The sequence below is a fragment of the Xenorhabdus budapestensis genome, assembly GCF_002632465.1.
Taxonomy (GTDB): Bacteria; Pseudomonadota; Gammaproteobacteria; order Enterobacterales; family Enterobacteriaceae; genus Xenorhabdus; species Xenorhabdus budapestensis.
Genome location: NZ_NIBS01000006.1, coordinates 107,472 through 126,118, shown reverse-complemented (window position 1 = coordinate 126,118; position 18,647 = coordinate 107,472). Strand labels below are relative to the sequence as shown.

Below are 18,647 nucleotides of genomic sequence, written 5' to 3'. Positions count from 1 at the left end.
CCAATTCTTTTATATCATAAGGAGGGTAATATGATATTCAGATCAAAATCTTTTTCAGGAATATGGCCAAGATCAGTTGATATCAGATGTTCTATAGTTATCAAGGAGGCTAGTCTATCAGAAGTATTTCACGCAACGGAAAAAATAAAGAAAGAAACTATGAATAATGAGTGGTTGTGCCCTAATTCTTCTGGTCAGCTTGATGAGGAGGAAATAAAATGGAATTCTAGATATAACCAAGCATTGGGAATATTTAAATTTTTCTATATTGATATTGGTATTCGCCTTAAATTAGAAGAAACTGATAAAAGAGTGTTGTTTTTTGTTGCTTATTTCAGAGGTGTTCCTGTCGGAGTTTTACAATTATTAATTACTGATGGGTTACCTAAAGTCGTTTTTTTGGCAACTCATTGTGGCATCCGAGGTTGTGGTGCTTTACTCATTGAATATGCAGTGAATAAATCACAACAATTAGGAATGGGAGGAAAGTTACAACTTTCTCCATATGAGGGAGCGAGAGCGGCATATATGGCAATGGGATTTACCGGGGCTGGGGAACACCTGGAATTATATCCTGCTGATAGAAATGATAAATGGAAATGGAATGAGGCAACGGGTCGTTATAGATTCTACTAAATATCAGTCTGGACACCTAATATATTGTAATATATTTGGATTTTTGTTAGAGAAAAGTCAGGTGAATTATTTACATCTTCCAAAATATAATGAGGGGAATTAATGTAATGTTCAGATCAAAATCTTTTAATATTAACAACCGTTCTGTAGGATTTGGTCCTTTAACCCGGTCTAAATCCTGTTCGGATATGTACACAACATTGGTTAATATGAAAACATTTATCACAATAAAGGAAGTTAGCCCAGAAGAAGCATTCTACGCAACGGAAAAGATGCTAACAGAAACTATGGCTGAGGATTGGTTTTATTTTGATTTTCTTAAGCTTGATAAGGAACAAGAAAGGTGGAAAATGAGGTATAATCAGGCGTTTAGTATACTTAATTGTCTCTCGACTAATGCAAAGCTTCAATCTATGAGAGATAAAACTGACGGTTCAAAAAAGTTTTTTGCTGTTGCTTATTTCAGAGGTATTCCTGTCGGTGCCTTACAATTATTAGTGCAAGATAATCATGAAAATGAGTTATCTGAAGTTTCTTTTTTGGCCACTCATTGCGGTATTCGAGGTTGTGGTGTTTTACTCATTGAATATGCAGTAAATAAATCACAACAATTAGGGATGGAAGGAAAGTTAAAACTTTCTCCATATGATGAGGCGAGGCAAGCATATATAAATATGGGGTTTATGAACATAAATGGGGGCATGGAATTACATCCCGCGGCAAGAAATGATAAATGGAAATGGAATAAGATAACAAGCCGTTATGAATGTTGTTAAATTTTTGGGGCAATACACTCATATTCGGCTTTTTGTTAGAAAGATGCCGAATAAATTAATTACATCTTCCAACAGAAAAGCCGAATTTAAGTTGAAGCAACCCTGAAATAGTTACTCCTAAGTCAGTGAACTTCTTTCACTTCAACTCGTAGCTCTTTTGGTACTTCGAACACAATGTTTTCTTCGCGACCATGTAGTTCATTAACCGTTTCTGCGCCAAGCGTTTTCAAACGTCCAATAACTTGTTGCACTAAAATATCCGGTGCGGATGCACCCGCTGTCAGGCCAATAGAACTCACACCATCAACCCATTCCTCTTTGATATCATCGGCAGAATCAATCAAATAAGCAGATTTGCCCATACGTTGTGCCAGTTCAGCCAGACGGTTTGAGTTTGATGAGTTTTTGGAGCCAACGACTAAGACAATATCGGCATCCGCTGCCAAATCACGAACTGCTTCCTGACGATTGGTGGTGGCATAACAGATATCATCTTTACGTGGGCCGATAATATTCGGGAACCGGGCATTAAGTGCATCAATCACTTCTGAGGTATCATCCACAGAAAGCGTGGTTTGTGTCATAAAGCGGAGGTTATTTTCGTCTTTAACCTGCAATTTCCACACATCTTCCGGTGATTCCACCAGATACATACCGCCTTCAGGGTTATTGTACTGCCCCATCGTGCCTTCAACTTCCGGATGACCAGCATGCCCGATCAAAATCGCTTCATTGCCTTTACGACTTGCACGGGCGACTTCCATATGGACTTTTGTTACCAGTGGGCAGGTAGCATCAAACAGCATGGTTAAATTACGGGAACGAGCTTCGTTACGGATGGCCTGAGAAACGCCATGTGCGGAGAAAATCAGAATTGCACCATCAGGGACTTCTGAAATTTCTTCAATGAAGATCGCACCCCGATTTCTGAGATCATCAACCACATAGCGGTTGTGTACTACTTCATGACGAACGTAAATCGGTGCACCATATAATTCTAATGCGCGCTCTACAATGCTAATAGCGCGATCAACACCAGCACAAAAACCACGAGGGTTAGCCAGCAATATTTGCATGGTTTTCCTCCAACTGAGGGTCTATTTCCAACACTTCAATCTCAAAAATGACGTTTTGGTCAGCCAGTGGATGGTTAAAATCAACAGTGATGGAACCTTTTGCAACTTCTTTGATAAATCCCGGCATTTCGCTACCATTCATAGCAGTAAATAGCATGATAGTGCCTACTTCGGGAATATCCGAATTGGAAAAATCACGTGGTGTGAAGTATTGCACTAGATCAGGATTATATTTGCCGAAAACAGTTTCTCCCGCCAGCGTGAATTGGTGTTTATCGCCAGCTTTCAAACCAATCAGTTGTTGTTCCAGTGGCTCAGAGAGGCTGCCATCACTTAAGCGGAATAATGCGGGCTTGCCCTGACTATAAGTCGAGTCTGCTGTTGAACCATCATCCAATTTTAATGTGAAGTGTAACAAAACTGCACTGTGCGCTTGCACCTGCATTGACATGTTGCTCAAACCTTTTAGTAAAAAAACGATTTAGTAAAAAACGATTTAATAAAAAACGCGTTAGTAATAAACAATTGCAAGTGGGGGAAACTATCAGCCCCGGTTATATTGACCGGGGCTGGTTTCTTATTGTTTTTTCGATGATTGCTGTTTAGATTCTGTTTGTTTTGGTGCAGTTTTTTTATCATCTGGACTGATAAAGCTCTCGATGATAATGAGTGCTGCCCCGATGCAAATGGCAGTGTCTGCAATATTAAAGGTAGGCCAGTGCCATGCTCCGACATAAAAATCGATAAAATCGACAACAAAGCCATGTACCAGCCGATCAAACAGATTTCCCAATGCTCCACCAATCACTAAAGCATAAGCAATGTTGCTTAGTTTCTGTTTGGCACTGGAGCGATACATCATTACCAGTAGTGTGATAGAGATGACAATCGCAATCAAGGCAAAAAACCAACGCTGCCAGCCACCTTTGTCAGCCAGAAAACTAAACGCAGCCCCAAGATTCTGGGCATAAGTCAGATTGAAGTATGGTATTAATGGTATGGATTCGTACAGTCTGAAGTTTTGCAATACTAACTGTTTACTGCCCAGATCCAAAATCAATACCACAGCAACTAACCAAAGCCAGCGAAGGCCAGTGGAACAAATGGGTTTCTTCATCAGGCAAATTTACGCTCTTCACCGTTACCGGCAACGTTAGTCACACAGCGGCCACAGAGTTCTGCATGTTCCGCTACCAATCCCAAGTCTTTAGCATAGTGCCAGCAACGTGGGCATTTTTCACCATCTGCTTTACGGAAGGCAATTTTCAGCCCCTTAAGTTCGCTCTGTTGTGCATCATCACACGCAGATGAGAAAGCAGCAACTTCGGTTTGTGAAGTTAGTAATACAAAACGTAACTCATCAGACAGTTTGTTGAGTTTTTCTGTCAGTACTTCATCAGCATAAAGTGTGACAGCCGCTTCCAGCGAACTACGGATATGTTTATCGGCACGAGCTTGTTCCAGTACTTTGTTCACTTCACTGCGAACTTGCAGCAATTCAGCCCAGAAAGTATCGTTCATATTTTCACTATCTGCCAGACCGAACAGACCATCGTACCACTCTTCGGTCAAGACGAACTGTGCACGCTTGCCGGGTAATTCCTTCCACACTTCATCAGCAGTGAAGGAAAGGATTGGCGCCATCCAGCGAACCAGTGCTTCTGCAATATGGAATAAGGCGCTCTGGCAGCTACGGCGGGCAATACTGTCGCGTTTTGCGGTGTACTGACGATCTTTAATGATGTCCAGATAGAATGAACCCATTTCTACGGAGCAGAACTGCATCAAGCGCTGAACAACGGAGTGGAAGTCGTATTCGTCGTAGTGCTTGAGGATATCAGCCTGTGCTGCCTGTGCACGACCTACCGCCCAGCGATCCAGCGTTACCATGTCTTCCGCTTTTACCATGTGCTGTTCAGGATCGAAACCGTTCAGGTTTGCCAGCAGGAAACGAGCAGTATTACGGATACGGCGGTAAGCATCAGCCGAGCGTTTCAGGATTTCATCAGAAACTGCAATTTCGCCGGAGTAATCTGTTGATGCCACCCAAAGACGTAGGATATCTGCCCCCAGTTTGTTCATCACATCTTGCGGGCTAATGGTGTTACCGATGGATTTGGACATTTTACGTCCTTGTTCATCAACGGTGAAACCGTGAGTCAGAACCTGACGGTAAGGTGCTTTACCTTTGATCGCTGTTGACAGCATCAGTGAGGACATAAACCAGCCCCGGTGCTGGTCAGAGCCTTCCAGATAAATGTTTGCGGAATGACCATTGAATTCTGGGCGAACATCGACAACAGAGGCGTGGGTGCTTCCTGAATCAAACCAGACATCCAGTGTATCCTGTGTCTTGATGTAATCTGCTGCTTCATCACCCAGCAGTTCTGATGCGTCAAGATCCCACCATGCCTGAATGCCATCTATTTCAACACGCTTGGCGATCTCTTCAATGAGTTCTGGTGTGCGAGGATGCAGTTCTTGTGTCTCTTTGTGCAGAAACAGAGACATTGGTACGCCCCATGTGCGCTGGCGGGAAATACACCAGTCCGGACGGTTTTCTACCATGGATTCGATGCGCGCTTGTCCCCAACCCGGGATCCACTCAACGCCTTTGATCTCTTTCAGTGATTGTTCACGCAGGCCGTTCTGATCCATGCTGATAAACCATTGTGGTGTTGCACGGAAGATGATTGGATTTTTGTGACGCCAGCAGCAAGGATAGCTGTGCTGAATTTTTGACAGACTCAGTAACGCGCCTTTCTCTTTCAGTAACTCAACGATGACATCGTTCGCTTTGAAAACAAACAGGCCATCCAGAGAAGGATAGGTGCCGGAGATGTAACAGCCATTCGGCCCAACTGGGTTCGCGATTTCAAGGCCATATTTTAGGCTGATAGAGTAGTCGTCCGGGCCATGACCACCCGCAGTATGTACTGCACCAGTACCCGCATCAAGTGTAACGTGATCGCCCAGAATGGCAGGAGTATCAAAGCCCATGAATGGATGGTTGAAACGCATCAGTTCCAGATCTGCACCTTTGCAGTCACCGATGACTTCCCATGCAGTGATGCCTGCACGCTGCATAACAGATTCAACCAATTCAGCTGCCAGAATCAGACATTTATTATTAACTTTGACCAATTGGTAAGTGATTTCTGCACCCAATGAGATCGCTCGGTTTGCTGGTAATGTCCACGGTGTGGTTGTCCAGATCACCAGAGAAACCGGCAGACCCTGTGGCTCCATACCAGATTTGGCAAACTTGGCATACACTGCATCTGTATCAACCGCTGTGAAACAGACGTCAATGGAAGGGGAGGTTTTGTCGTAATACTCAACTTCCGCCTCGGCAAGAGAAGACCCACAATCAGTACACCAGTGAACAGGTTTAACACCTTTCAACAAATGGCCGTTGCTGATGATACGACCCAGTGCGCGAATGATGTCTGCTTCCGTTTTGAAGTCCATCGTCAGGTAAGGTTTATCCCAGTCACCCAGAACACCCAGACGTTTGAAACCCGCTTTTTGTGTTTCGACCTGGCTCATTGCATATTTGCGGCACTCAGCACGGAACTCAGCGGCGGAAAATTTTTCACCCGGCTTACCAATAAGCTGCTCAACCTTGAGCTCAATTGGCAAACCGTGGCAGTCCCAACCTGGAATATAAGGCGAATCGTAGCCTGATAACCCTTTGGATTTAACAACAATGTCTTTGAGAATTTTGTTGACTGAGTGACCAATATGAATATCGCCGTTTGCATACGGAGGGCCATCATGCAAAATGAAGGTTTTTTTACCTGATTTTGCTTTTCTGATAGCCTGATACAAACCTTCTTTATACCAACGTTTCAACATATCTGGTTCGCGCTTGGCTAAATCCCCGCGCATAGGGAACCCTGTTTCCGGTAAATTCAGGGTGTCTTTATAGTCACTCATTCTCGATTCTCAGTTCCAATTTTCCGCTATACCCTTTATATGGGTATCAGATATATGACTCGGATCGCTGCAAAAAGTATTCCCTCGCAGCAACCACATCATTTGCGATTTGCTGTTTAAGCGCATCAAGCGAAGCAAACCGCTGCTCATCACGCAATTTTTTGCGTAATACCACATTGATATGACGCCCATACAGATCCATTTGGGTATCAATCAAATGCACTTCAAGCTGCAGGCCCTGACCAGCAACGGTGGGGCGATTTCCGATGTTAGCTACACCCGGTAAAGGGTTATCGTCTAATCCATAAACTTCAACAGCATAAACGCCTTTTACAGGGGCAACCAGACGTTTTAAAGGTAAGTTCGCTGTAGGAAAGCCAATCGTGCGCCCCAGGCGGTTACCATGAACAACTCTGCCACTTATGCTGTAAGGATGCCCCAATAATATTTCGGCCAATGTTAGATCATCATTTTGCAACGATTGACGAATAGCGGTACTGCTGATCCGCAATCCACTGTCACAAAAGCTGTCTGTACTGGCAACATCAAAACCGTATTGTTTACCTGCCTGTTGTAAATAGTGAAAATCACCGAAGCGGTTTTTACCGAAACGGAAATCATCACCTACAGCCAGAAACTTAACACCCAGTTTTTCAACGAGCAACCGAGAAACAAAGGCTTCTGGGGAATTGGCTGCAAAGTGTTTGTCAAATTTCACACACAACAAATAATCAACGTCATACTGAGATAAATATTTTATTTTATCTCGTAGCCGTGTCAGGCGGGCTGGCGCTTTATCTGCGACAAAAACTTCCAGTGGTTGTGGTTCGAAAATCATAACCATTGTCGGTAATCCGAGCCACCGCCCTTCTTGCTTCAAATGTTTCAATAAAGCCTGATGCCCTCGGTGGACACCATCAAAATTACCAATCGTCAGCACGCAACCATGGTGACGCGCCCGGATATTGTGTATACCGCGAATTAGCTCCATAGCTGGCTCAATACCGTGAAAATTGCCGGATTATACCTTGTACAACGCACAAGGTTAACCCACGATCACAAAGGGTTTTAATTAATAACCTGATTCATACAATAAAAATAGGTTAGATGCCCGAAAAATATTTAATTTATCGCATTTATCAGTGATTCATTGAGTTTTTTATTGTGAAAGACTGTATTACCTCTCAGTAAGCTGATAAAATCCTACCCCATCACAACGTAACCAGCGTCGCCATACAACGACGCTTATTTGCACAAATCCATTGACAAAAGAAGGCTGAACAGGCATATTCCTCGGCCTTTGAATTGTCCTCGATAGAATATATTTGGGAGTTGGACCTTGGCTAATATCAAATCAGCTAAGAAACGCGCCGTACAGTCTGAGAAACGCCGTCAGCACAATGCAAGCCGTCGTTCTATGGTGCGTACTTTTATTAAGAAAGTATACGCGGCTATCGCTACTGGTGATAAAGAAGCTGCACAGAAAGCATTCAATGATATGCAACCAATTGTTGATCGTCACGCCTGCAAGGGTTTGATCCACAAAAATAAAGCAGCACGTCATAAATCTGCTCTGGCAGCGCAAATTAAAGCAATGTAATTCTTTGTTTTAATTATGTTGAAAAACCGGCTTTTGCCGGTTTTTTTGTATACCCGTTGTCTTTAAAGTTGCAGCATAAAATCCATAGGGTATATCTGTTGATACGGATTCAGCGTTATTTTTCCGATCTGTTTTTTAACGGAACGTTGAATAAGTCTGAAAAATCTTTATTACACACGCGCTGAACTGCCGGATGTTGGATCATTCTTTCAGCAAAGATGACGTAATACTCTTCCTGCACTGAATCCAGTCTGCCTATCTCAGTAATATCACTGTCAGCAAAAGTATCATTAGCATAAAACGAAGGCGCAATAAAGATAGCATTATGATACATGCCAAATGCTTTCATCAGTGCTGCATCGTCGAATTCGCCTAATACCTCAACTTGCAGATTTTTATTACGTATCCATGTCAGTAGTTTCCTGCCCAGCATTGAACGGCGGCCAGGGATTAACAAACGGCGTTCTTCCAGACATTCAGGGAATGGTTTTTCCGGGATTGGGGCACGGCAGTAAAAACTAATGCTACATTCCCCTAATTTGACGGAAAACAAACCTTCCTGCTGGGTGGAGTCAACCGGGCAATCTGACAGGATCATATCCAGTTTATGCTGGCTGAGTTGCTCAAGCAGCATTTCATGAGTTGATTCAAAACAACGCAGGTGGATTTTCTCCTGTTCCACAATTGTGGTTTCCAAGACTTTGCTGACTAAACGTTTAGACAAGGCATCAGCAACACCTACATCAAACAATAGATTTGACTCTCTGCTATAGGTGACAATATCCAGCATTTCCTGACTGAGCATAAACATTTTATCAGCATAGCGAAAAATAAGTTGCCCCAGTTCTGATGGAACTAATCCTCTTCCCTGACGCTTAAACAGCTTTCCACCAAGGCGTTCTTCCAGAGCTTTAATCTGGCCGGTAATAGTCTGGGGTGTCAGGTATAGCGCTTCAGCAGCCCCAACAACAGAACCCTCTTTACACACGTGCCAAAAATAATAAAGGTGGTTAAAGTTTAAATGTGAAACCCGCATATATTTATCCTTTATGTATCACCTTACATCTGCATAACAGCCATGACCTTATATTTCAGGCCGCCAGATTATGGTGCTCTCCTGTCTTTCTCTAATATGAATATTCACGGCACAGCAGATAAGATGTTATGCCGCGAATATTAAAAGGATGAATTAATTTGGAATTGTTTCTGATTATGCGCCTAAATTAGTCCATTCGACTACATTTGGCTATGTTTTTTTCTTTGACCAATTTTCTTTGGTAAGAGCGCATTCAGTAGCCCATAACCAATGATGGCTGCCATAGTTGAACCAATCAATATCCCCAGACGCGAGTAGGTACTGAATGTGTCACTCAGACCTTCAAATGCCAGACCGGAAATAAAGATAGACATAGTAAAACCAATTCCACAAAGTACAGATACGGCAAAAATTTGCGGCAAACCAATTCCTGTCGGTAATTTGGCAATCCCCAGTTTTACTGAGAGCCAGCTAAATAAGAAAATACCCAGTGGCTTGCCAATAAACAGGCCAAGTACAACCCCCATGGGTAACAGCCCTGTCAGGCCGCTCAGCGTAACTCCCTGCAATGAAACTCCGGCATTGGCAAAAGCAAAGAGTGGCAGAATTAAATAAGCTACCCATGGATGTAAGCCATGCTCAAGTGCTTCGGAAGGAGAATGGCCTTTTTTATAACGCAGAGGGATCAAGGATCCGACAATAACTCCTGCCAGTGTGGCATGAACGCCGGATTTGAGGATACATACCCATAAAATTACGCCTACAGCCAGATAAGCCGATGTTTTAGCGATTCCCCGCCAGTTCATCCAAGCTAGAAGCCCTGTCATGGCAGCGGCTAATCCCAGTGCAACCATAGAAATACTTTTAGTATAGAATAAGGCAATAATGATGATAACGCCCAAGTCATCAATAATCGCCAAAGCGAGCAAAAACACTTTTAATGCTGTAGGAACACGTTTTCCTAGCAGAGCCATAACTCCAAGCGCAAATGCAATATCGGTGGCAGCAGGAATAGCCCAGCCCTGACGGGTGATTTCATCATTGCCATTAAAGAGTAAATAAACCAAAGCAGGGGCGAGCATACCACCAACGGCGGCAATGGCTGGGAAAATGGCCTTATCACGGCTAGCTAAAGAGCCTTCCATCAATTCCCGCTTAACTTCCAGGCCAACAATCAGGAAAAAGATGGCCATTAATCCATCATTTATCCATAGCAGGAATGGTTTATTGATTTCCAGAGCAGCAAATTGAACCGCAACTGGCAGGTTAAGAAATTGGTGATAAATACTCTGAAATGGCGTATTTGCCATTACCAGCGCAATAATGGCAGCAACAATGAGAAGGATCCCTCCTGCTGCCTCTAATTTCAAAAATTGGCGAATAATTGTAGTCATAGATTAGTAACCTATAAGATGAATTAGGTTGTAGATACTATGTTTGTAAACACGATGTTTATAAAATCTACAGTAGTAAATGTTGTTGTTATAAATAATATGGTCATAAATAATGCAGTAATGAGTAAATGCAGTTATGAATACTATGCTATTCATGACTTCGGAAAAAATCGATTATTTATGTTATATGTATCGATATATGCGAATACTTTCAATGTGAAATTAAAAATTTTTCAAGGATGAATGGATTGAAATCAGTGTTGATTGACTTGAAGAGTTTATGGAAGTGTCTTTAATGGTTTCATTTCGGCAGACTGCATCAAAAGATCAAAACGGAGAGTAACTATATTGATTTTTGCACAATCTTTTAGTCTGCCCAGATACAAGCCTATTAACGTAAAGCTTCTACAGCTAATACAATAGCGATTAAGATTATGAGCCCGCCTCCCACAAGATTAACCAGCTTCATTCTTTTTTCAGTAAAAGACGGACGGGAACTCACCGTATGTGCAGCCGCAACCCAAGCCGTGTCGATTATTAAACCTAAAACAATCGGTATCAGTGAAAAACTGAACAGGGATGAAATAGGGCTGTCTGTGCCTGTTGTTAAAAAACTCGGAACTATCGTACCGAACATAATCAATGCTCTTGGATTTGTTGCTCCTACAATGATCCCAAGTATCAGTGTTTGCCTATGTTTATTGGCACTGATATTTTCCCCAGTTTATAACGGCTTGGAAAAAAACAGATATTGAAAACCGATAGCGAGTAGGGCGGCGGAGCCCAGTAACCGAATAACCATCAAAGCCATACTGGATTGAATGAGTAAAGAGCCAATCCCGAAAGCAACAATCACAGCAACAAAATAGGTTCCTATTGCATTACCAATCACACCTCGTAATGCATTAGTTCGACCGACAGACACAGCCTGCCCGACAATAAACATAATACTTGGGCCAGGAACAGCTATCAGCACTGCACTGGTTAGCAAGAGCCCTAACAGACCATTAAGTACAGGAAAATTTGTGAGCATAATAAGGTAACCCTCGCGTTTTAGTGCAGTGACATGAATGTTGTTATTCCTGTTAAACATATCCGGTATAATGCAATCATGACCTCTTGGCAAGCAATGCCAGAGTTGGTTGCATACGTAATGCTTCGGCAACCTCCTCTTCACTCATCAGCGGATAACATTTCTCCACAAATTCATCAAGTACCGGTAATATGCTTCTTCGTTCTTCAAGGCCCTGAGCGCTGGCACAGGCGTTAAAAGCCACATTTTTGTATTGGTCAACGTTAGTTTCTTCATCCACATAATCATCAATATTCCAACGGCTAATCAGACTTTCCTGCATATGGAAAGAATCCACTTCTACCCCTTCGCGGAAAACATGAAATACGGGATGAATATAGGCACTTTGCGAAGGATCGAAATGATTGGCCGGTAACGTAAAATAATGTGTCGGAAGATCGCCATTACCATACCGATGGAACCCATATTCAAATACCACTTCAATACGATTTTCTTTATCTTGCCAACGTTCGTAGTTATATTCTCGTGGAAATGGTGACCATACGCCTGCTTATTATTTTTTCTATGGTATTGCTATTTGGGCAATGAGCCATATTCCCATCGTGCTGGTTGCTGCATTGCGTGAAACCAGCATACTATTTGCGATATTGTTATCGGTTTTCATCTTACGGGAGCCGTTTAGTAAGATGCGATTGTTGGCTTGTGTTGTGATTCTTATTGGGATTGTTAGTACTAAATTAGGGTGATGGAGCTCCAAGTAATAAATAGAAACTTGGAGACTCCAATTCGTTTCAGGTAACTTCATTGGGTGGCATATTCAAATTTTGAATTACTGATTACAACCGTACCATCAGGTCTTATAATAGCCTGATCTGACACTGTTTTTGGACTATTACTCATCATATAAAATGTATTTTCATATAAAGGATTACCCGGATCTCCCTGTAACGGAAATTTTGATTTATATATTGAGGGAGTAGGTGCTTGCCCTAAAGACAAATACTTGCCATCGATTGCCCAGTCAAGCATTTTTCTTTGCCAATTAGCATCATAATTTTCAGATAAACAAACTATATTTGCCCATGGATCGCATATCCACGCCCCATCTGGGATCTTATTGTACACTTTGTACAGTGGATTTGTTTCTTTATATTGAGATTCTATGTTATAGGTATGTAGAGGATAATAGAGCATGACAAAACAGTGATCATACCTTGATAAAGGCGACGGATAAAGAATCTCAATATAAATAGATTGTATTTCTCCTGATGTATTTGCAGTAAAAGAATTTTTATATAAATTATATATATCACTCACCCTTTCTCTTGCTAAATATATAAATACAGTGTTAGCTAATTCATTGCAATTGCCAACCAATGAATTATCACATTCTTTTTCTTTCATTATACATTCGTATTTTTTATCTGCGGTCCGCAAAAGGTGTAATTTATTTTTTAATCCTATGAGTTTTTGCTCTCTAGAAAAGCAACTTTTTCTAGAATATCTTTCTGGCCGATCTCCTGATTGAAGTTCAACATTAAAATAAGAGATATTTGTAGTTTTACCCCGGAAAATATGGTGGGAATGTGTAATTGCTTGTTTTAATATATACGAAATCATTTTAATATCCTCATTGTTGCTGTATTATTTGTGTATGGATATTTTAAAATGATACTTTCTACTCTTTTTAAATAAAGTGCAATATTAATAGAATAACAGCATCTTTAATAATAATTGAGAAATAAAATAATTTAATTGATTAAAAAAACAAAAAATTAATAAATAAAAAATATCCCCTGAACATCAATGAATTATAAGGATGATCAGGGGGAATTATTATTAGATATTTTGCAAAATATTAAATTACTTTGTCAAATCATCAAAAAATTTTTTTACACCATCAAGGAAGCTTTTGGAACGCGGGCTATTGGTTTCCCCACCTTTTTCGCCAAAAGATTCTCCCAGTTTACGCATCAGCTCTTTCTGTTCTTCGTTCAGTTTAACCGGTGTTTCTACAACAACACGGCACAACAAATCCCCCTGAATTCCACCACGGACAGATTTAACACCTTTGCCTTTCATGCGGAACAGTTTGCCAGTCTGAGTTTCCGCAGGGATTTTCAGGCTGACGCGGCCATCAAGGGTTGGAACTTCAATTTCGCCACCCAATGCCGCAGTTGCGAAGTTGATTGGAACTTCACAATAGAGATTGCTGCCATCACGTTCGAAGATATGGTGCGTTTTGACCTGAACCTGAACGTACAAATCTCCTGCTGGTGCACCGTGTTCACCTGCTTCACCTTCACCACTCAGGCGAATACGGTCACCGGTATCAACACCTGCCGGGATTTTAACGGACAGTGTTTTGTATTTCTCAACACGTCCGTGACCGTGGCACTTGTTGCAAGGCTCTTTGATGATTTTTCCACGACCATGACACTGAGGGCAAGGTTGCTGAACAGTAAAAAAGCCCTGGCGCATATGCACCTGACCAGCGCCATGACAGGTAGAGCAAGTTTCTGGGCTGGTGCCTGCTTTTGCACCACTGCCATGACAGCTTTCACAGGATTCCAACGTTGGGATGCGGATTTCTTTGGTCACACCACGGACAGCTTCTTCCAGCGTCAATTCCATACTGTAACGCAAATCAGAACCACGGCTTGGACGCTGTTGACGGCGGCCGCCACCGAAAATATCTCCGAAAACGTCACCAAAGATATCGCTAAAGTCAGCTCCACCAAAACCACCAGCGCCACCACCCATGCCGCCGTGTTCAAAGGCAGCATGACCATACTGGTCATAAGCAGCGCGTTTCTGTGAGTCGGTCAGGATCTCATACGCTTCTTTAATTTCTTTGAACTTACCCTCAGCGTCTTTATCCCCCTGATTACGGTCAGGGTGATATTTCATTGCCAGCCGCTTATAGGCTTTTTTTATTTCTTTTTCATCTGCTGTTTTGGATATACCCAAAACTTCGTAATAATCTTTTTTTGCCATTGTATTGTTTACCCCTAACACGCACAAACGGGCGTAGAGTTACCTCAACGCCCGTGCTAGTTAACAAGTAACAGGCGTCCTGTTACTTTGCCCGCTAAGGGCTATTGTTTTTTGTCCTTAACTTCTTCGAATTCAGCGTCTACAGCATCGTCATCTTTTTTCTCGTTGCCTGCGCCGGCATCAGCTGCACCTGCCTGAGCTTGCTGCTGTGCGATTTCCAGAAGTTTCTTAGAAGCTTCAACCAGAGCTTGGATCTTAGCTTCAATCTCAGCTTTGTCTTCGCTTTTCACCGCTGTTTCCAACTCAGAAACGGCTTTTTCGATTGCAGTCTTGTCATTAGCAGGCAGTTTGTCGCCAGCTTCTTCAACTTGCTTGCGAGTACCGTGGATCAGCTGATCAGCCTGGTTACGGATCTGAACCAGTTCTTCGAACTTACGGTCAGCTTCTGCGTTTGCTTCTGCATCGCGTACCATCTGCTGGATTTCTTCCTCGTTCAGGCCAGAAGAAGCTTTGATGGTGATGTTCTGCTCACGCCCGGAGTTTTTGTCTTTCGCAGAAACGTGCAGGATACCATCAGCATCGATGTCGAAAGTAACTTCGATCTGAGGTATACCACGAGGTGCTGGCTGAATACCATCCAGATTGAACTGACCCAGAGATTTGTTGTCGCTGGCACGCTTACGCTCACCTTGCAGCACATGGATAGTTACCGCAGACTGATTGTCTTCCGCAGTAGAGAACACCTGGCTGTGCTTGGTTGGGATAGTGGTGTTCTTCGAAATCAGCGAAGTCATCACACCACCCATGGTTTCGATACCCAGAGACAGTGGAGTTACGTCCAGCAGCAGAACGTCTTTCACGTCGCCTGCCAATACGCCGCCCTGAACTGCTGCACCCATTGCAACAGCTTCGTCTGGGTTAACGTCTTTACGTGGTTCTTTGCCGAAGAAGTCTGCAACAGCTTTCTGAACCATTGGCATACGAGTTTGACCACCAACCAGAATGACATCTTGAACGTCAGATACAGACAGGCCAGCGTCATTCAGTGCGACTTTCAGCGGCTCAATAGACCGTTTCACCAGATCTTCAACCAGAGATTCCAGTTTCGCACGAGTCACTTTAACGTTCATGTGTTTAGGACCAGTTGCATCTGCAGTGATGTATGGCAGGTTTACGTCAGTCTGCTGAGCGGAAGACAGCTCGATTTTCGCTTTTTCTGCGGCTTCTTTCAGGCGCTGCATGGCCAGTGGGTCGTTACGCAGATCGATGCCCTGATCTTTCTTGAACTCATCAACCAAATAGTTGATCAGGCGGCTATCGAAGTCTTCACCCCCCAAGTGAGTGTCACCGTTAGTTGCCAGAACTTCATAAGTTTTTTCGCCATCTACTTCGTCGATTTCGATGATAGAGATATCGAAAGTACCGCCACCCAGGTCATAAACAGCGATAGTACGGTTACCAATTTCTTTATCCAGACCATAAGCCAGAGCAGCAGCGGTTGGTTCGTTAATGATACGTTTAACTTCCAGACCTGCGATACGGCCAGCATCTTTAGTTGCCTGACGTTGTGCATCGTTGAAATAAGCAGGAACAGTGATAACTGCTTCTGTTACTGGCTCACCCAGATAGTCTTCTGCGGTTTTCTTCATTTTCTTCAGAACTTCAGCAGAAACCTGAGGAGGTGCCATTTTCTGGCCTTTTACTTCCAGCCATGCATCACCGTTGTCTGCGTTGGTGATTTTGTATGGCATGATAGCAACATCACGCTGAACTTCTTCGTCCTGAAAACGGCGACCAATCAGGCGTTTGATAGCAAACAGAGTATTTTGCGGGTTAGTAACAGCCTGACGTTTAGCTGGTTGACCAACCAGAGTTTCACCATCCTGAGTATATGCGATGATTGAAGGAGTGGTACGATCACCTTCGCTGTTTTCAAGCACACGAGTTGTTGCGCCGTCCATAATTGCTACACAAGAGTTGGTAGTTCCCAAGTCGATACCAATGATTTTACCCATCTAAACGCCTCCACAAAGAATTCATATATTCGGTCAAGTTACTAAGCTATATGAGGACGAATGTTTTCTTTTCAATGGCACGGTCAGCCAGAAATTCCTCATTTTATGTTTTCAGTTGTTACTGAAATGTCAGTAGTAACTGTAGTTGAGACTTAAATGGGGTCATTCATCTCATCATCAAGGGGCTGATTGAAAAAAAATTGAAATTTAATAAAAAAATTTTTTTTGGGTCATTGTGTAGTTGATGTCATCACATTATGATTCGCCACCTTTTATGGTTTTCTGGCGTGGGAATATGTCATGAGAACTTTTTTAGTGTTTTATTAATTTTTTTAGGGGACTTATGAGTTCTAATCAGTTGGCTAATCCAGGCCCATTGGGTTTGATGGGTTTTGGCATGACAACCATTTTGTTGAATTTGCATAACGCAGGTTTTTTCCCATTAGCATCTGCCATTTTAAGTATGGGAATTTTTTATGGTGGTTTGGCTCAGGTGCTGGCTGGCATCATTGAGTACAAAAAAGGGAATACGTTTGGCGCAACCGCGTTTACCTCTTACGGTATGTTCTGGCTCAGCCTGATTGGCTTGCTGTTCCTGCCAACAATGGGGTTGGCGGAAGCAACTAGCCATGAATTCCTTGGTGTTTATCTCGCTTTGTGGGGTATTTTCACCCTGTTCATGTTCTTTGGAACATTCAAAGCTAACCGCACTTTGCAGTTTATCTTCGGTAGCCTGACATTGCTGTTTGCATTGCTGGCGATTGGTAACATTACCGGCAATGCCAGCATTCTGACTTTTGCTGGTTATGAGGGTGTCATTTGTGGTGTCAGTGCTTTCTATCTGGCTATGGCCGAAGTTCTGAATGAACAGTATGGTCGTACTATTTTGCCAATTGGTGAAAGAAATCTATGATCCCCCTCGTTTTTGCAATACTGATTTTGATGAATTTGGGGCTTGCTTAAATCTATTCGGCGTCAATATGGGCAAGGATGCCCTCGCCTCAATGAGTTCCGCCCCTGATGAACTTGAAAAACACTGCGGCTTTAAGTTTATGGAAGGGCTGGGAAGACGAGATGGTTTGAAATGAGAAAAAAACAAAAAACATTATTCCTTTACGCTTTTATTTTAGTTGTAGGTTGCTCCTCAAAAAATAATATTAAAGATTTAACGAAATTATCGAATGATGAGTTGTGTATATATATGGGGGAAAATAACAAGGACGGCCCGTTAAGCTTAAAAATAATAGATGAAATAAAATCAAGAGAAAATATTTCATCAGAGAGATGTTATATGCTTGAACATAAAGCAATAGAGGGTAATGTTGATGGCGTTAGTATTGAGCCCTACGCCACACCGGAAATAATGGAAAGTGTCTATGATAAGAATAAAGGTCGTTATATTATAAAAAATACAGGACCAACCGTAGGGGCTAAAATTAAATTTTAGTTGTAGGGATAGCGCCTTTCAGGGGCATGTGGGGGTTCTAAGATTGGGGGTAAACCCAAAGCCTGGAAAATTTTGTAATTCAAGCTAATTTGGAACGTACAATGAAGTACCTAATTTTTGATTCAATGCAAACCCTGTTATCAATAATCCTTTATTTTGATTAATGGTCAAAACTGTTGTGGTCAATAAAAATTGGTCACTCGCTTAGCGCTTTCCCAAAATAATCGTTCTGATTCGTTGGGCATCAATCCATTGTTGTACCAATGGGGGCGAAGTTGGCTATAATAACCTGTTATATAATTCGTGATTGAGCGAAAGGCTTCTCTAAAATCCGGATATCCTGCTTCAGGGATCCATTCACTTTTTAAGCTCCTGAAGAAACGTTCCATTGGTTATCCCAGCAATTACTCCGGCGGCTCAGGTTTTGTTTGATGCCATAACGCCACAATAACCGTCTAAATGCCTTGCTGGTATTGTGGCTACCTTGAGCATGGTGAAACAGAACACCTTGTGGCTTCCCCCTTGATTCAAAAGCCATTTCTAATGCTTTCTTTGTCAACTCCGAGTCCGCTGAGAAAGACATCGCCCAGCCAATGGGTTTACGCGCAAACAGGTCAAGCACGACGGCCATTTCGTCCATTAGATATTCTTGGCGTTGTATAGTTTTTTCCTTCCCATATTCGTACCTTGATTCTATT

Annotated in this window: 17 protein-coding genes and 3 pseudogenes; 7 read left to right on the top strand and 13 right to left on the bottom strand. The window is 42.5% G+C overall.

Annotated features, from left to right (window positions below):
* Positions 1–30: 30 nt before the first annotated feature.
* Both Xbud_RS08170 and Xbud_RS08165 read left to right on the top strand, forming a co-directional pair.
* Positions 31–636 carry a GNAT family N-acetyltransferase gene (locus Xbud_RS08170; RefSeq protein WP_099135601.1) on the top strand — a complete coding sequence of 202 codons (606 nt, stop codon included), beginning with the start codon at positions 31–33 and terminating at the stop codon, positions 634–636.
* A 107-nt stretch (positions 637–743) separates the two neighbouring features.
* A complete protein-coding gene (locus Xbud_RS08165; protein WP_099135600.1) occupies positions 744–1,412 on the top strand; it encodes a GNAT family N-acetyltransferase in 669 nt (222 codons plus the stop codon).
* 122 nt (positions 1,413–1,534) lie between these two features.
* Here the strand turns inward: Xbud_RS08165 and ispH are convergent, their stop codons facing one another.
* From ispH to ribF, 5 genes are all read right to left on the bottom strand, one after another.
* Positions 1,535–2,488 (bottom strand): 4-hydroxy-3-methylbut-2-enyl diphosphate reductase, encoded by a 954-nt coding sequence (gene ispH, locus Xbud_RS08160; RefSeq protein ID WP_099135599.1) that lies wholly within the window; start codon positions 2,486–2,488, stop codon positions 1,535–1,537.
* Positions 2,469–2,939 (bottom strand): FKBP-type peptidyl-prolyl cis-trans isomerase, encoded by a 471-nt coding sequence (fkpB, locus tag Xbud_RS08155; RefSeq protein WP_099135598.1) that lies wholly within the window; start codon positions 2,937–2,939, stop codon positions 2,469–2,471. The genes ispH and fkpB overlap by 20 nt, the downstream gene beginning before the upstream one ends.
* Positions 2,940–3,065: 126 nt before the next feature.
* On the bottom strand, positions 3,066–3,605 hold the full coding sequence (lspA, locus tag Xbud_RS08150; protein WP_099135597.1) for a signal peptidase II: 540 nt from the start codon (positions 3,603–3,605) through the stop codon (positions 3,066–3,068).
* A complete protein-coding gene (gene ileS, locus Xbud_RS08145) occupies positions 3,605–6,427 on the bottom strand; it encodes an isoleucine--tRNA ligase (RefSeq protein WP_099135596.1) in 2,823 nt (940 codons plus the stop codon). The genes lspA and ileS overlap by 1 nt, the downstream gene beginning before the upstream one ends.
* 46 nt (positions 6,428–6,473) lie before the next feature.
* Positions 6,474–7,418 carry a bifunctional riboflavin kinase/FAD synthetase gene (gene ribF / locus Xbud_RS08140; protein ID WP_099135595.1) on the bottom strand — a complete coding sequence of 315 codons (945 nt, stop codon included), beginning with the start codon at positions 7,416–7,418 and terminating at the stop codon, positions 6,474–6,476.
* A 348-nt stretch (positions 7,419–7,766) separates the two neighbouring features.
* Between ribF and rpsT the strand changes: the two genes are divergently transcribed.
* Positions 7,767–8,027, top strand: a complete 261-nt coding sequence (gene rpsT, locus Xbud_RS08135) for a 30S ribosomal protein S20 (RefSeq protein WP_038269713.1) — start codon at positions 7,767–7,769, stop codon at positions 8,025–8,027.
* 115 nt (positions 8,028–8,142) lie between these two features.
* Here the strand turns inward: rpsT and nhaR are convergent, their stop codons facing one another.
* The 4 genes and pseudogenes from nhaR to Xbud_RS08110 all read right to left on the bottom strand — a co-directional run bounded on the left by nhaR (position 8,143) and on the right by Xbud_RS08110 (position 11,968).
* Positions 8,143–9,063: a transcriptional activator NhaR gene (gene nhaR, locus Xbud_RS08130; RefSeq protein WP_099135594.1), complete on the bottom strand. Its 921-nt coding sequence runs from the start codon at positions 9,061–9,063 to the stop codon at positions 8,143–8,145.
* A gap of 200 nt (positions 9,064–9,263) precedes the next feature.
* Positions 9,264–10,457: a Na+/H+ antiporter NhaA gene (nhaA, locus tag Xbud_RS08125; RefSeq protein ID WP_099135593.1), complete on the bottom strand. Its 1,194-nt coding sequence runs from the start codon at positions 10,455–10,457 to the stop codon at positions 9,264–9,266.
* A 391-nt stretch (positions 10,458–10,848) separates the two neighbouring features.
* Positions 10,849–11,490: pseudogene (locus Xbud_RS08115) on the bottom strand (LysE family translocator).
* A gap of 76 nt (positions 11,491–11,566) precedes the next feature.
* Positions 11,567–11,968 carry a hypothetical protein gene (locus Xbud_RS08110; RefSeq protein ID WP_211283503.1) on the bottom strand — a complete coding sequence of 134 codons (402 nt, stop codon included), beginning with the start codon at positions 11,966–11,968 and terminating at the stop codon, positions 11,567–11,569.
* 85 nt (positions 11,969–12,053) lie between these two features.
* Here Xbud_RS08110 and Xbud_RS08105 point away from each other — a divergent pair.
* Positions 12,054–12,236 (top strand): annotated as a pseudogene (locus Xbud_RS08105) (EamA family transporter); the annotation flags it as partial.
* 55 nt (positions 12,237–12,291) lie between these two features.
* Here the strand turns inward: Xbud_RS08105 and Xbud_RS08100 are convergent.
* From Xbud_RS08100 to dnaK, 3 genes are all read right to left on the bottom strand, one after another.
* Positions 12,292–13,110, bottom strand: coding sequence for a hypothetical protein (locus tag Xbud_RS08100; RefSeq protein WP_099135591.1), 819 nt, complete (start codon positions 13,108–13,110; stop codon positions 12,292–12,294).
* Positions 13,111–13,353: 243 nt separating this feature from the next.
* On the bottom strand, positions 13,354–14,487 hold the full coding sequence (dnaJ, locus tag Xbud_RS08095) for a molecular chaperone DnaJ (RefSeq protein ID WP_099135590.1): 1,134 nt from the start codon (positions 14,485–14,487) through the stop codon (positions 13,354–13,356).
* Positions 14,488–14,588: 101 nt separating this feature from the next.
* Positions 14,589–16,502 carry a molecular chaperone DnaK gene (gene dnaK, locus Xbud_RS08090; RefSeq protein ID WP_099135589.1) on the bottom strand — a complete coding sequence of 638 codons (1,914 nt, stop codon included), beginning with the start codon at positions 16,500–16,502 and terminating at the stop codon, positions 14,589–14,591.
* A 343-nt stretch (positions 16,503–16,845) separates the two neighbouring features.
* Between dnaK and satP the strand changes: the two genes are divergently transcribed.
* Genes satP through Xbud_RS08075 form a run of 3 tightly spaced genes read left to right on the top strand, consistent with a single transcriptional unit; the run spans position 16,846 to position 17,949 of the window.
* A complete protein-coding gene (gene satP, locus Xbud_RS08085; protein ID WP_099135588.1) occupies positions 16,846–17,415 on the top strand; it encodes an acetate uptake transporter in 570 nt (189 codons plus the stop codon).
* On the top strand, positions 17,366–17,590 hold the full coding sequence (locus tag Xbud_RS08080; protein ID WP_211283507.1) for a hypothetical protein: 225 nt from the start codon (positions 17,366–17,368) through the stop codon (positions 17,588–17,590). The genes satP and Xbud_RS08080 overlap by 50 nt, the downstream gene beginning before the upstream one ends.
* Positions 17,587–17,949: a hypothetical protein gene (locus Xbud_RS08075; protein WP_099135587.1), complete on the top strand. Its 363-nt coding sequence runs from the start codon at positions 17,587–17,589 to the stop codon at positions 17,947–17,949. The genes Xbud_RS08080 and Xbud_RS08075 overlap by 4 nt, the downstream gene beginning before the upstream one ends.
* Positions 17,950–18,131: 182 nt before the next feature.
* Here Xbud_RS08075 and Xbud_RS08070 read toward each other — a convergent pair.
* A pseudogene (locus Xbud_RS08070) lies at positions 18,132–18,580 on the bottom strand (DDE-type integrase/transposase/recombinase); the annotation flags it as partial.
* Between the last annotated feature and the right edge of the window lie 67 nt (positions 18,581–18,647).